Origin of the sequence: Acidobacterium sp. S8 (assembly GCF_009765985.1) — a bacterium.
In the GTDB taxonomy this organism is placed as follows: domain Bacteria; phylum Acidobacteriota; class Terriglobia; order Terriglobales; family Acidobacteriaceae; genus Alloacidobacterium.
The window spans coordinates 134,368-146,191 of record NZ_LMUM01000028.1 but is presented as its reverse complement, the minus strand read 5'-3'; the positions used below and the strand labels follow the sequence as shown (position 1 = coordinate 146,191).

The window sequence follows — 11,824 nt, the reverse complement described above, 5'->3', positions numbered from 1 at the left end:
TCCTGTGCTATTCGGCGCGCAATGCTTTTACCGGCTCGACGGATGCGGCTCGGCGTGCGGGTAGCAGTGCTGCCAGCGAAGCGACGATGCCGATCATCAGGATACCGCCGCCATAGACAAGCGGGTCGGCGGGTGAGATGCCGAAGAGCTGTTCACGCAAAGTTCGGGTGAGCAGAAAGGCTATCGGCAGGGTGACCAGTACGGCTCCGGCGGAGAGCACCATGACTTCACGCAGAATCAAGCGGGCGACGGTGAAACGCTGCGCGCCCAGCGCCATGCGGATACCGATTTCGCGCGTGCGCTGCTCCGTTGAATAGGCCAGCACGCCATAAAGTCCGATGCCAGCCAGCAGCGCCGCCAGCGCGCCAAAGACCGAAGCCAGGAGGGCGATCATGCGCTCGGAGCTGATGGTCTGGTTGATCGCGTCCTGCAGGGTGCGCGTGCTGTCGACGATCAGCTTAGGATCGATGCCCTGCACCGCAGCCTGGATGGCATGCGAGGTCGATTCGGGAGTCTGCCAGGTGCGCACATAATATGTCAGCGAAACAGGCTTGTCGTTTTGCACAAATGGGCGGAAAACCGTAGGCGTGGTCTGCTCGCGCACTGATTCATGCTTAATGTTGCGGACTACGCCAACAATGACGGTATCTGTTTCCGGACGGCGGCTGCGGCTTACATGATGGCCCACCGCGTTGGCTGCAGAGCCAAAGTATTTACGAGCGAATAACTCATTCACCACCGAGACCTTCTGCGCTCCGAGTGCATCGGCCCGGGTGAATCCCCGCCCCGTGATGAGGGGAATGCCCATCGCGGAGAAGTAGTCCTTGCTTACCCACGGCACCTCGGCGTCCACTTCTTCGTCGGGCTTCGGTGTGTATCCGGCGATATCCACGCTGCCGTTTGTTCCTTCATCTGCCAATTCGGGATCGTTGGTGGCGCCCACGCCGCGAACTCCGGGCAGGGCGGCGACGGCATCAAGGATGCGCAGCTCGACATTAGAAATGGAGTCTCCCTGATAGCCGGCCATCTGAGGCGAGATATCGAACTGGAGAAGATGATCGGTGGGAAATCCAGCATCCACGGAGTGAAGCTTCTGGATGGTCCGCATGAAAAGGCCAGCGCCCACAAGAAGGAGCAGGGTGAAACTAATCTGCAGGCCAACGCAGCTTCTGCGGAATTTGATGGATCCGCCGGTGCCCGTACCGCTCTGCTGCTTGAGCGAATCGACGAGGTTCGGCTTAAAGAACTGTACGGCTGGAGCGAGGCTGAAGACGACGCTGACGAGCAGAGTGACACACAAAGCAAACGCGAGAATCGGGGTGTCCATCTGGGCAGAAAACGGTGTGTCGGGGGAAGTCGCGGAGAGCCACGCAATCAGAAGCCGCACCATCTGCGGGGCGAAGAGAACACCCAGCGTTGCTCCGCCGATGCCCAGCAGCAGGCCTTCCGTCAGCAGCTGCGTCACGATATCGGCCCTGCTTGCGCCCAGGGCGTAGCGCATGGAAAATTCCCGCACACGGGCAGCGGCACGAACCAGAAGCAGGCTCGCCATGTTGACCGCAGCCATAGCGACGAGCAACAGAACCATGCCCATTAAGATACGCAGCGGGGTCTCGACCTCTTCGCGCATGGGGGAAAACCCTCTGGCAGCGTCAGCGACGCTCAGATGCGAAGTGGTGACAAAGCGTTGATGTTCACGTTCGGACTGGTCGTGAATATTCTTGAACTCCATCTCGCGGAGCGAGTGCCATAGCGGCGCCAGGGCCGCATCGGCCTGTTTTGTCGTTACTCCGACGGGGAGACGTCCGATGATTTTGAGCCAATAGGACTGCCGATCGGTCAGGTCATTGAGCGGAGAGAGTGTACGCTGCATCGTCATGGGTACGAAGACGCGCGGCTCGTCTCCCCAGACGGCGCTGTGAAAGCCCGGGGCGACGACGCCGATGACGGTGAATGGTGTTCCATTTAATGAGACGGTTTGCCCTACGATGGTTGGATCTTCGTTGAAGCGCCGCTTCCAGTAGTCGAAGCTGAGGACCGCAACTGGATTGGCTCCGGGCGCCGTCTCATCGCTCGAGGCAAAGAGTCTTCCGGCCGCGGGGTGAATTCCGAGTACGTCAAAATAATTTCCGCTTACGATCTCGGCAGAAACGGATTCGGCGCTGTTGTGCCAGCTAACGCCCGCATATGCGGCCGATGTTGCGATTAACCCCTCAAAGATGGAGCTTTTATCGCGCAGATCGCGATACATAGGGTAGGTGAGGTAGACGTGCGCATCATCATGGTCGCCACCCTGATCGTTGATATGTCCTACACGATCGCCGGAAAAACGGAGGAGCACCAGTTGCTGCGGGTCTTTTACGGGCAGACTGCGGAGGAGTGCCTGATCGAAGAGGGTGAAGATCGCAGTGCTTGCGCCGATTCCGAGCGCCAGGGTCAAAATGGCAGTTACGGTGAACCCCGGGGACTTTTTCAGCTGCCGCAGAGCGTAACGCAGATTTCCAATGATCGATGACATGACACACCCTTCCGATCTTCCCGGGTGCACGTGGTATTCCAACTCGAGAGTGCCGGTATATCGCTCATTCGAGGCGATTTTCTCCATCACGCCGGATGCTATAGCAGACGTGAGATTGTCCGGATTCGCTCATCTGCGTTCAAAAATGGACAAAGGCTGAGCCCTGCGGCACCCAGACGACGGATTTCGAGTCGCTTATTGAGGTTCGAAATCCAACTCGATGGGATCGATTAAGGGCACCAGCCATTCGAGCAGTTCTTGATGGAGCGGGTGCGGACCGTAGGCATCGAGGCTGGCCTGGTCGGTAAACTTCATCACGCCGCCAAAGGTATAGCCCTGTCCGCGCGGAGAAATATTTTTCCCGACATAGGTTTCGATCAATCCGGGGATCTGTCCCTGAAGATTTTGAATTTTCAGGGGCACAAAAAACAAGGCTTTGAGGCGTGACAGCTTCAAGGCCTTTTGTTTGTTCTGAATAGCATGATCGTCAATGTTCATGCACGTTTTGTACATGTCGACCTGTGCAGAATGGAACGTTCTATATTTTCCAAATTGACACGAATTTTCTATAGTTTCAATTCCAGTGGGTGTCAAATGGGTGTCAAAAAACCCTGATCTGGATTGGCCAAGAACGGCTTTCTGATTTCCAGTGGGTGTGAAAGGTCGCCTGTTTTCGAGGAAATCGCCTATAGGCCAATTCTGAGCGATTGCCGGGCATTGTGGAGCAAGAGAAACCGGAGCTGGTCGGCTCCGGTCGGTGGTGGGCTGATGATGTCGAAGGTCAGCTGATCGTGACGGTCCCGGTCTGCCGGCAAACTCGTCCTGTCCTGCCAGTCTCGAAAAAGTAGCGGACCTCGTTGCGATCCTCTTCGCAGTCTTCGATAGCTCCGTCCCAGGGCGAAGCGGTCCGGATAATCTCGTCGGTCTGGTCGACTGTGAGGCGCTGTTCTGTTGTGTGTGGCATGTCTTCAGCTTCACCGTTTCGAAGCCGAATAACCACGATTTTTTACCGCGTCGCCGGGCTTATCTCCAGCCCATCGCTGCCTTGCGCGCAACAGATCGAGCGGTCGGTTCAGGATGCGAGTGACAGCGATGCTTGACGACAGGGCTTTCCGGCCCAGCCATCAAGTCGAAGGCCGCACGCTGTTCTCCCGGCGCGGTCCAATACTCGATCTTCTTTCCGCATTCGGAGCAAACGGAAAGGCCACCGAAGCGATATCGTGCCGCTTCCATCTGGTTAAACGTCTGCGGGAAATGCATGCCGATTATTGTAAGCAGGGTGTCGAGTGTGACCGAATGTGGAAAACGCGGTATCTGGTCGCGATCTATGAACTGAAGTCAGCGCCGCGCGCCGCAGCATCCGATCATGCGAAATAGAGTCGATCCAAAATCATTCGATCTGTCGACGACCTGCCCTGAGTGCGGCTACAAGGTTCAGCCGCACGAGCTCCTGCGCATCGACAGCGAACGCATGCGCTGCCCGAACTGCAAGCAGGACGTCGTGATACCGATGAAGGGCATCGGGACGATGAACACAGCAGTTCCCATCGAAAGGTCGGATGCAAATGGATCTGAATGAGCCGATCATTCTCAACGGCGAGTTCCAGTTTTGCGACATCGGCAACAGGCTCGCGCTCGCGTTTCTGGACGCTTCACACGACGTTCTGAAACACGTGCATGCTTTGAATGTCCTTGAACTGAAGAAGCGGCTGGATGCGGCTCTGATACCGCTGGTGCGGCATGTGGGAAGCTGTCCGGACTGTCAGGAAGACTGATGCGTCTGGCGGTCTATACGCAGCGGAAATAAAACGGTGTCGGGTAAGTCGACAGCGTTTTCTTCACCAACATTGCCTGAACTCGGGGTGACTCGAGACCACCCCTTCCACGTCTCTTTCGGCGCGGCGTGGATCGCAACCAGATGCTCGATCTTGCCTGTCAGTTTGGAAAAGTTATCGGCGCCGATAACTGCGACCTCAGCCGCATGTTTCCAGTGGTGAACGGTCTGCTCGTTCACGCCGATGCGGTCGGCATACGCGCGCAGCGTCATGCCCTGCTCGACCGCCAGCCTGTTACTCAAAGAGTTGAGTTACAGGCAGATCGTCACGAAGGCGTCATTTTGCGATGCTAGCTAATTTAAGACCCAGGTGCGCACACCGGATCGCGACAACTTCCGCTCGGCTCGTGCTGCCTCGCTTGATCAGGAAAACTACATCGGCCGCCAAGCTGCGGACCTCGGCCTCGAGCGTATGCTTGCGATGATCAGCTTGCTTGCGAGCGAACTCCCGCTCGGCGTTCGTGCAGATGAGGCGATGCCGTTCGGCGAACTTCTCAGGGTTGACGATCACTGGACCACCACGTAACTGCGAATCTTCGCCGCGAGCTCGGCGATTGCCCGCCGCTCTGCGTCGTCCACGTCCGCCGGTAACAGCCGTTTACACTCGGCAGCGATCTTTCGCAGATGGGCTTTGACCTCTGGATCACCAGCGTCCCTGATACCTCGCAATATGCTCTCGACGTCGCCCAAAGACTTCACACCGAGAACTGTCGCGGCTTCGTTCATCGGGAACGTGACGAGCGACAGCTCCCACAACTTGAGCTCTTGCAACAGCCTGCCGCCATCGGGTGTGTCGGTCGACCGGATCGTGTCGTAGCCAATGCTCATGCCGCGAATGATGCCGCTTTTCAAAAGCGCGTGCGCCTTCTGTGCGACTGGCAACTCCATCAGCAGCTGACCGGCAACCTTCAGGCCATATTCGCTGTCCGTCGCCTTCACAGTGCCAACAGGCTCACGACTATCATGCTGCCAGAGCAGAGGAATGGTCCCACCAGAGCTCTGCAGCGTCTTTGTGAACGCTCCCGGCGCAACCACGTCGCCGCCCAGGTCCGTGTTGTTGTAAGTCGAGCCGTAGCCAACAAACGAACCTTGAGCCCCATCATCGAGGCTTTTGACGCGGAAAGCGCAATCCTTCGTCTGCATCGATCACCCCTGCGGAGACACTGGCAAGGTTCGGCCATTCGACGGGCTGTTGAGCGGTGAAGACAGCCGCGATGACAACGCCGATGCGAAGCTTCCCGTGACGAATGCGTTCGGCCGATAGGTGCAAAGCGTGGTGCGCTCTTCGCACAAAATCGTGACGGCATTGCGAATGAAATTGTCGCGATCTTCGAAACTGATTTCGACAACGGCATCCATGCGATCGATCAATTCGGCGCTCTCAGAACTGCCAGCCAAGAATGTGCCCGGTAAAATCGCAGTCGTCGAAATAACAGGCTTACCCCAGAGGGTTTGCGTCGCGGCGGGCGCACCCGGATCACCGACGACGTAGGTGCCGAAGGTGGTTTTGATCAAGTCGATTTTCGCTGTGTCGGTTGGATTCAAAACGAAAAATCCGGCAGGCGTCTCGTCACTTAATTCGACTTGTTCTAAAGCGACTCTGAGAGTGTCGATTTCCGTCGTCGCACCAGTGGGAAGCAACGCCGGGTCGAACTGCGCCGCGATGGTGAGAAGCCCGGTCAGGTGATTTCCCGTACCATCGCCAGCGAGAATCTCTACTTCTTCTTTGTAACGCAAACCGTAGAGCAGTTTCTGTTGAATGAAGGCGGCCAGCGTGGGGCTATCGTCCATCACCTGACGACTCGCGGCAAGCCAATGGGCGATGGTTACAACGGACTGGCTAACGGTCGTGAATGTAATCGTGCTCTCAGCTTTCAGATTGCCTTCGCCGGGCTGCGGTGAAGCGCTGTTCACGAAGCTTTGTTCTCGAACGAAATAAACCTCGTTCCCTGTCGTCGTGTTGCCGCGATAGAGCAGGTCCCTCAAGAACAAACGGCGCTGCGCCAGCGGGACAATTGTGCCTACTTGTTGCGGTGCAATGACGCCCGGTGTTCCCGCCATACCCGGGCTTGTGCCGGTGATCATCTTGCGGCCCAGCGGGATCTGATTCAGGTCGTTCACACGGATGCTCGCTCGGCCTTTGCTCACGCCGATCACGCGCCTCAAGTCGTCGCTTTCGGCCAGTGCTTTTTGCAAAACGTCTTCGTTGAGAATTGCCGCGGAAAGGCGGCGCTGGTTGACGACGTCAATCGCATCGAGTTGCCGCCCCTGCTGGCGCTGTTGCTCAGCGATAGCCTTTACCGCGCTGTCAATGGTTTCAAGAAAGGATTTCGTCTCGCTATCCATGATGGGACACTCCATGCTTAGCTTCACAGTGCCTTGTAGAGCGGCTGTGAGCGGGCCGGGCGGCTCTGACGACGGGTGCTTTTGGCGGCGCGTCGTGCGAGTGTCCTGTCGCATTATTGCACTACTCTCGTTGGTGATGCCAAAATTTCTTTTGCGCGTCCTTCGTCTTCGGGCAGGAACTCTTCGTTCGGGTGAAGCTCACGACCGGTTCTCTCGAAGAAAGCGGTGGCTACTGCACGCATGAAGTCGATGAAGGCTTCGTACTCATCCATCACAGCTTTCACTTTGGCGTGCATCGCTTGATTGCGTTCGGTGATCGAGTTCATTTCTGCTCCTTGTCGGGTTCGCTGCCGAACATCTCCTCCAACTCGGCGACGCCACGTTTCACGGCCTCTAATTCATCGACAGTCGGCTCAGGCTGCGTCACTGGCGGCTCCCAGCCAAATTGCGATGCCAGTGCTGCTGTGAGCTCGCCATTGTGCTTGTAGAGCGCCGCGATCAACTCCTGATGCCGCGTCACCAGACCGGAGAGGCTCTTTACGACACTCCACATTTGCAATTGCATTTCATCATCCATCTGCGTACACTCCCTTCCCTCAGTTATCCCGCGCGATCTTTGCTAGCAGTCTGGCAATTGGATCGTCGCCCTCGTGGCTCCGCTGGTTCGGAAATCCACGCAGGCGGACGATGGGTTTGCCGTATTTCGTGATGACAACGCGTCGACCTTGCGAGGCGAGTCGAAGCAGTTCCGAAAAGCGACTTTTTGCGGCTGCAACTCCTACTCTCATTTGGAAAAACCCTCAAAATGCTGGTCAATTTTTCAGAAAAATACCAAAACCTGCGATTTTTTTTACTCGGGGTCCGTTGTGGTACCGAGGCCCCCTCCACAGAGATTTGAGGTACCCTCCCCCCCTGCTTTGCTAACGACCCGCGCTCTTACCGCCAGACACGTACTGGCGATTCGTGCCAGTGATCGCTGCGGCTTCGGCTGCTGCCGTCGTCTCGTTGCGATCTGAAAACCCTTGCTCAACTTTTTGAGTAAGGGTTTTCTTCTTTCCGCGACCACCCTTGCTTCCATGCTTGCCAGCTTCCACTTGTCGCTGCGCTGCTTCCTGCTCGATCAGCGGCAGCGCGGCGCATGATCGAGGACATAAAGGCGGTGGCTGATACTTTAGGGCGAGATTCTCACCCTAAGCCAAAACCTAGCGCGCTCATCGCTCCACCTCGACCGCCCGTGTCTCCTGAGATTGAATCTCCAACTCATCGATCATCTGCAACAACCGCTCGCCTTCATCCGCCGGCAGCTTCTCGGCAAGCTCAAGCAATGGCAGCCCAGGATGCTTCTTCGCGATCCGCGCGATCTTCGCTTCAATCGCCGCGCAGATCGAAAGCCTTCGGCTGTCTTCAGCGATCTGCTCAGCTGTGCGCATGTGCGGCTCGCTCGGCTTTCTTTTCGCGTCTCAGCTTCAGGTCCGCGAAACAACCGCATGGAAACTCCATGAAGTCGCTCTCACCGATTTCAGCTGCGGCCTCCAACAGAGATTCGACGAGCTGCGCTACTTGCTGCGCGGTGACGCTGATGCGGTTACATGTGAACTCGACGTTCCTATCGAAGCCATCTTGCTCAAGCACGACTTCACCATTCTCGACCGCTACCGACAGGTTGTTTACAGACGAAATCATGTTGCTCTTGGTCATTGTGGCTTCCTCCCGGCGAGTGTGAGGTCGCGAAATGCCGGCATCGGCTTCGCCTTTCTATACGCCGCTTTCTCAAGTGTTTTGACGATGGTGTCGTGCTGGATCAGCTGGTCGAAGGTCAATCCGGAACCGTAAGTACTCTTCAAATACCGAACTGCCTCAAGCATCATCGCCGGCGTCAGTTTGTGGCGCTTGATGCAGATTCGTAGAAAGTTCCTGCGCGTCGGTGTGTCTTTCACCTGTCGGAACTCTGGAAGGCAGTTGTTGTTCCATGTTTGAATGATTGATTCAAAGACGCCTTCTGTATTTTGTTCTAGCGGCTGTGAAGAAAGGACACACACACTCGACACGTCGCCAGACGTGTGCGTTTCGTCGGCACCAGCCGACTCGTCGCCAGACGATGCATTGCGCCGCACCAGCGGCGCGTGTGTGTCTTGGTTCTGGTTTGGCAAAGGCAAGGTAAGGCAAGGCAAGGCAAGGCTTGGTAGTGGTGTTTCGTGCGCTTTTGTGCGCTCGTCGTGCGCACGCTCGATTTGCTCATGCATTTTTGCATCCGGACGTGACCCGTATTTGTCTCTGAATTGCGGCTCCAGTTGCTTGCGTTCGTTCTTGTTGAGTCGCGTCATGCGTGGCCAATGACCGCTTGCATAGGTGAGCACTGCGCGTGCCAGCTTGATGTCTATCGAGTCCTCGGCATGCTCGTTCCAATCGTGAACCACGAGGCGGTATTTCGGATGACGATCTAACAGGCGACACTCCACGAGTGCCTCAATCAGCTTGGTCGGATCATTTCGATAATCGATGCCCAGGGCAATGTCTTCGTCGCTGTGGTTATTGCCGATATCGCCTCTTGGCCGTTCACGCGCCGTCATATGCCACAGGAGCTCGAGAATGCCGACCACCACGTAGAGAGGAAGATCGAGCATCCAGCACAGCCGCTTTAACTTCGTGTTCGTGGGCGCTTCACGCTTCATCGCGCACCGCTATTTCTGTGGTGCGTGGCATCACTTTTTTGGAGCGCGACGTAAGGAACAGGCGTAATCTGTTGGCAAGGGTTCATGACATCCTCCACTGGTGTCTAAGCCGTCGGCATTATTGCTGGCGGCTTTTTCATGTCCGCCTATGCCAACTAAGGGAAACCGCTTTTCTTCGTTTTGGAAAAGTTCAGGTGTTTGATCGTTTAGCTCTGCGCCTCTAACGGCACGCTGGAGCGTCCCTTTGTCTTACTGCTGCTGTGACATCCGACCGCAATTCTCCAACCATCTCGCCAGAGCCAAGCGAGGAACAAAATAGCGATTTCCTACACGAATCGAAGGCAGGATGCCCTGCGCCAGCATTCGATAGGTGTTGCTGACTCCGAATCCGCAGTCGCGCGCAACCTGGCGGGGCGTCAAGCAGAATTCCAGCTGAGGGTCTTTTCTGCGACGCATTCTCTTCGGCTCTGGTTGTGGCTTTGCTTCTAGCACCGCGGTAGCGTGCTTGGTTAGATCAGCGTTGTTATTGCGTTTCATCGGATGCGTAACCTCCATCTCACAATGCCGTTGTGAATAGTTTTACGACATCGACTTTTCGAGTTAGCTGCTTGCGGGTCGCAGGTGTCCCAAACGACCCCAGATTCGCTAAAAATATCGCACTGTATAGAAAATTCCGGTCGATATGGAAAATTTCGCACTCCTAAAAAAGCTGAAGAAAGCGCTTGTTTTCCACAGGCGATATTTGCGGATGGGTACAAGTTTGGCGCATAGTTGTTTCGCCCACCTTCAGCATTCCGACCTGTGGCACCTATAACGTATATAATGGGGCTATATGCCAAAACAGAAACCAAAACCGGAACCAATGAAAATGATCCACATCTACGTGGACGCAGAGCTTGCCAAGCAAATCGAGAATTTTCGATTCAAACACCGCTTCACTTCACAGAGCGAAACTGCACGGTGGCTTATGCGCCACGCGCTCGAGGCGAAGCCAGTGCCGTTAGATAAAACAGAAAGGTCGACCCGATGACAGAGGACAGGACGGGATATAAACGCGGCAATGGCGAAGGCTCGAAGCCGAAGAAACTGGCGAGTGGAAACTATCAGGCAAAGATCCGACTCGCCGGTAAGCGCGTATACGTGACGAGGCCAACAGCGGCAGAAGTCTTGCAAGAGGTCAAGAACTTACGAAAGAAATTTGAGCGCGGTGGTCGTCATGCGTTGAATCAGAACCACACAGTCGAGTCGTTTCTTAATTCTTGGCTGCCCTTCGTAAAAACCAACAAGGCGCCCGGCACCTATCGCAACTATGAGCAGAACGTAAGAGTTCATCTACTGAACCGGAACTATAAGGCGGCGATCTGGAACATTCGACTGGACAAGCTACAACCAAAGCATGTGCAGGACCTGCTCGACGAGGTTGCCCGGAACGTGCCGAGTCCGACGACGATAAAGAACCTCAACGCGACTCTGAAAACCGCCCTGACCAGTGCAATCAAGTGGGAGATTCTCGACCGCAACGTGGCGAAAAACGCGCAGCCGCCGAAACAGAAGAAATACCAAACCCATCCGCTGACCGAGGCCGAATCGATTGCGCTTCTCGACGCGGTGCGCGATCACCGGTTCGAGGCTTTTTTCTACATGGGTTTGTTTCAGGGTCTGCGAAGCGGCGAGGTCATCGGCCTGCAATGGTCGAAGATCGACTTCGAAGCGAATCTCCTGACAGTGAGCGAAGTACTGCAGCGCGTCAAGGGTGAGGGCGTGGTCAAGCTCGGCGTGAAGTCAGAAGCCTCTGACCGCACCATACCGCTGATGCCCATTGCAGCAGAAGCGCTGAAGCGTAGACGGGACCGCCAACAGGCCGAACGTTTGGCTGCCGGCTCCAAGTGGAAGCAGGACGAAGGGTATATCTTCACATCGAGGCACGGCCATCGGGTCATGTCTGAAGAACCTCTGGTAACCCTAAAAAAGCAAATGGCAGCAGCCAGGTTCAGCCCTGACAGGATCGCAGCCATCCGTTTCCATGACCTTCGGCACACGACCGCGGACATCTTGCAGAACGCAGGCGTCGACCTGAAGGTGATCCAGACGGTCCTCGGTCACTCGAACTTCCAGATCACGGCAAAGTTCTACATGCGCGGTAAAACGGATGCCATGCGTGAGGGTCTCCAGAAGGTGAACGACCGGTACTCGTCGAGGCTAAAAGCGGGTGTCAAAGTGGGTGCCGAAATTCCAGTGGGTGTCAAAGTGGGTGTCAAAAATGAATGGCCGACCATCCAATAATTTTTAAGTCGTTGATTTTATTGACTTTTGAAGCGGTTTTGAAACCACCAAGAAATAAAACTCTGTCAATTTTGAATCTCCCGGGCGACGCGTTCCATCTGTTCTTCATTCACTCCAGGTTTCCAGCGAAAAGCAAAGCAATGAATGTACATACCGCCATCTTAATGCAGG

At 55.8% G+C, this 11,824-nt stretch carries 18 protein-coding genes; 5 read left to right on the top strand and 13 right to left on the bottom strand.

Features of this window, described 5'->3' with window-relative positions:
- Nucleotides 1-7: 7 nt before the first annotated feature.
- The 3 genes from GSQ86_RS12475 to GSQ86_RS12465 all read right to left on the bottom strand — a co-directional run bounded on the left by GSQ86_RS12475 (nt 8) and on the right by GSQ86_RS12465 (nt 3,482).
- Nucleotides 8-2,518: an ABC transporter permease gene (locus GSQ86_RS12475; RefSeq protein WP_254062343.1), complete on the bottom strand. Its 2,511-nt coding sequence runs from the start codon at nt 2,516-2,518 to the stop codon at nt 8-10.
- A gap of 195 nt (nt 2,519-2,713) precedes the next feature.
- On the bottom strand, nt 2,714-3,016 hold the full coding sequence (locus GSQ86_RS12470) for a Dabb family protein (RefSeq protein WP_158750271.1): 303 nt from the start codon (nt 3,014-3,016) through the stop codon (nt 2,714-2,716).
- A 283-nt stretch (nt 3,017-3,299) separates the two neighbouring features.
- Entirely contained in the window at nt 3,300-3,482 is a 183-nt protein-coding gene (locus GSQ86_RS12465) for a hypothetical protein (RefSeq protein WP_158750270.1), read from the bottom strand.
- A 128-nt stretch (nt 3,483-3,610) separates the two neighbouring features.
- On the opposite strand from GSQ86_RS12465, the gene GSQ86_RS12460 reads away from it, so the two are divergent.
- The 3 genes from GSQ86_RS12460 to GSQ86_RS12450 are packed head-to-tail and all read left to right on the top strand — an operon-like array spanning nt 3,611 to nt 4,293.
- Nucleotides 3,611-3,895, top strand: coding sequence for a hypothetical protein (locus tag GSQ86_RS12460; RefSeq protein ID WP_158750269.1), 285 nt, complete (start codon nt 3,611-3,613; stop codon nt 3,893-3,895).
- Nucleotides 3,885-4,097, top strand: coding sequence for a hypothetical protein (locus tag GSQ86_RS12455; RefSeq protein WP_158750268.1), 213 nt, complete (start codon nt 3,885-3,887; stop codon nt 4,095-4,097). The genes GSQ86_RS12460 and GSQ86_RS12455 overlap by 11 nt, the downstream gene beginning before the upstream one ends.
- Complete coding sequence (locus GSQ86_RS12450; protein WP_158750267.1) at nt 4,078-4,293, top strand: hypothetical protein; 216 nt, start codon at nt 4,078-4,080, stop codon at nt 4,291-4,293. Before GSQ86_RS12455 ends, GSQ86_RS12450 begins: the two co-directional genes overlap by 20 nt.
- Here GSQ86_RS12450 and GSQ86_RS12445 read toward each other — a convergent pair.
- Nucleotides 4,281-4,595 carry a hypothetical protein gene (locus GSQ86_RS12445; RefSeq protein ID WP_158750266.1) on the bottom strand — a complete coding sequence of 105 codons (315 nt, stop codon included), beginning with the start codon at nt 4,593-4,595 and terminating at the stop codon, nt 4,281-4,283. The two genes, GSQ86_RS12450 and GSQ86_RS12445, sit on opposite strands and share 13 nt — an antisense overlap.
- A gap of 67 nt (nt 4,596-4,662) precedes the next feature.
- On the opposite strand from GSQ86_RS12445, the gene GSQ86_RS12440 reads away from it, so the two are divergent.
- A complete protein-coding gene (locus GSQ86_RS12440) occupies nt 4,663-4,878 on the top strand; it encodes a hypothetical protein (RefSeq protein WP_158750265.1) in 216 nt (71 codons plus the stop codon).
- Here GSQ86_RS12440 and GSQ86_RS12435 read toward each other — a convergent pair.
- The 9 genes from GSQ86_RS12435 to GSQ86_RS12390 form a co-directional block, all read right to left on the bottom strand.
- Nucleotides 4,860-5,495: an HK97 family phage prohead protease gene (locus tag GSQ86_RS12435; RefSeq protein WP_158750264.1), complete on the bottom strand. Its 636-nt coding sequence runs from the start codon at nt 5,493-5,495 to the stop codon at nt 4,860-4,862. The genes GSQ86_RS12440 and GSQ86_RS12435 overlap by 19 nt on opposite strands.
- A 3-nt stretch (nt 5,496-5,498) precedes the next feature.
- Entirely contained in the window at nt 5,499-6,812 is a 1,314-nt protein-coding gene (locus GSQ86_RS12430; RefSeq protein WP_158750263.1) for a phage major capsid protein, read from the bottom strand.
- Nucleotides 6,812-7,024: a hypothetical protein gene (locus GSQ86_RS12425; protein ID WP_158750262.1), complete on the bottom strand. Its 213-nt coding sequence runs from the start codon at nt 7,022-7,024 to the stop codon at nt 6,812-6,814. The genes GSQ86_RS12430 and GSQ86_RS12425 overlap by 1 nt, the downstream gene beginning before the upstream one ends.
- Nucleotides 7,021-7,263 carry a hypothetical protein gene (locus GSQ86_RS12420; protein ID WP_158750261.1) on the bottom strand — a complete coding sequence of 81 codons (243 nt, stop codon included), beginning with the start codon at nt 7,261-7,263 and terminating at the stop codon, nt 7,021-7,023. Before GSQ86_RS12420 ends, GSQ86_RS12425 begins: the two co-directional genes overlap by 4 nt.
- 31 nt (nt 7,264-7,294) lie before the next feature.
- Nucleotides 7,295-7,486: a type II toxin-antitoxin system prevent-host-death family antitoxin gene (locus tag GSQ86_RS23930; RefSeq protein WP_158750260.1), complete on the bottom strand. Its 192-nt coding sequence runs from the start codon at nt 7,484-7,486 to the stop codon at nt 7,295-7,297.
- A gap of 423 nt (nt 7,487-7,909) precedes the next feature.
- The gene (locus GSQ86_RS12405; protein WP_158750258.1) at nt 7,910-8,128 is read right to left on the bottom strand and encodes a hypothetical protein; all 219 of its coding nucleotides are present in this window, start codon (nt 8,126-8,128) and stop codon (nt 7,910-7,912) included.
- The gene (locus GSQ86_RS12400) at nt 8,115-8,396 is read right to left on the bottom strand and encodes a hypothetical protein (protein ID WP_158750257.1); all 282 of its coding nucleotides are present in this window, start codon (nt 8,394-8,396) and stop codon (nt 8,115-8,117) included. Before GSQ86_RS12400 ends, GSQ86_RS12405 begins: the two co-directional genes overlap by 14 nt.
- A complete protein-coding gene (locus GSQ86_RS12395; RefSeq protein ID WP_158750256.1) occupies nt 8,393-9,370 on the bottom strand; it encodes a hypothetical protein in 978 nt (325 codons plus the stop codon). The genes GSQ86_RS12400 and GSQ86_RS12395 overlap by 4 nt, the downstream gene beginning before the upstream one ends.
- Before the next feature lie 249 nt (nt 9,371-9,619).
- Nucleotides 9,620-9,907, bottom strand: a complete 288-nt coding sequence (locus GSQ86_RS12390; RefSeq protein WP_158750255.1) for a helix-turn-helix domain-containing protein — start codon at nt 9,905-9,907, stop codon at nt 9,620-9,622.
- A gap of 489 nt (nt 9,908-10,396) precedes the next feature.
- Between GSQ86_RS12390 and GSQ86_RS12385 the strand changes: the two genes are divergently transcribed.
- Nucleotides 10,397-11,653, top strand: coding sequence for a site-specific integrase (locus GSQ86_RS12385; protein ID WP_158750254.1), 1,257 nt, complete (start codon nt 10,397-10,399; stop codon nt 11,651-11,653).
- Nucleotides 11,654-11,824 lie beyond the last annotated feature (171 nt).

Coding starts and splice junctions, on each gene's coding strand:
- GSQ86_RS12475 (WP_254062343.1), bottom strand. CDS start 2,518: ATGTCATCGATCATTGGAAATCTGCGTTACGCTCTGCGGCAGCTGAAA.
- GSQ86_RS12470 (WP_158750271.1), bottom strand. CDS start 3,016: ATGAACATTGACGATCATGCTATTCAGAACAAACAAAAGGCCTTGAAG.
- GSQ86_RS12465 (WP_158750270.1), bottom strand. CDS start 3,482: ATGCCACACACAACAGAACAGCGCCTCACAGTCGACCAGACCGACGAG.
- GSQ86_RS12460 (WP_158750269.1), top strand. CDS start 3,611: ATGCTTGACGACAGGGCTTTCCGGCCCAGCCATCAAGTCGAAGGCCGC.
- GSQ86_RS12455 (WP_158750268.1), top strand. CDS start 3,885: ATGCGAAATAGAGTCGATCCAAAATCATTCGATCTGTCGACGACCTGC.
- GSQ86_RS12450 (WP_158750267.1), top strand. CDS start 4,078: ATGCAAATGGATCTGAATGAGCCGATCATTCTCAACGGCGAGTTCCAG.
- GSQ86_RS12435 (WP_158750264.1), bottom strand. CDS start 5,495: ATGCAGACGAAGGATTGCGCTTTCCGCGTCAAAAGCCTCGATGATGGG.
- GSQ86_RS12430 (WP_158750263.1), bottom strand. CDS start 6,812: ATGCGACAGGACACTCGCACGACGCGCCGCCAAAAGCACCCGTCGTCA.
- GSQ86_RS12425 (WP_158750262.1), bottom strand. CDS start 7,024: ATGAACTCGATCACCGAACGCAATCAAGCGATGCACGCCAAAGTGAAA.
- GSQ86_RS12420 (WP_158750261.1), bottom strand. CDS start 7,263: ATGCAATTGCAAATGTGGAGTGTCGTAAAGAGCCTCTCCGGTCTGGTG.
- GSQ86_RS23930 (WP_158750260.1), bottom strand. CDS start 7,486: ATGAGAGTAGGAGTTGCAGCCGCAAAAAGTCGCTTTTCGGAACTGCTT.
- GSQ86_RS12405 (WP_158750258.1), bottom strand. CDS start 8,128: ATGCGCACAGCTGAGCAGATCGCTGAAGACAGCCGAAGGCTTTCGATC.
- GSQ86_RS12400 (WP_158750257.1), bottom strand. CDS start 8,396: ATGACCAAGAGCAACATGATTTCGTCTGTAAACAACCTGTCGGTAGCG.
- GSQ86_RS12395 (WP_158750256.1), bottom strand. CDS start 9,370: ATGAAGCGTGAAGCGCCCACGAACACGAAGTTAAAGCGGCTGTGCTGG.
- GSQ86_RS12390 (WP_158750255.1), bottom strand. CDS start 9,907: ATGAAACGCAATAACAACGCTGATCTAACCAAGCACGCTACCGCGGTG.
- GSQ86_RS12385 (WP_158750254.1), top strand. CDS start 10,397: ATGACAGAGGACAGGACGGGATATAAACGCGGCAATGGCGAAGGCTCG.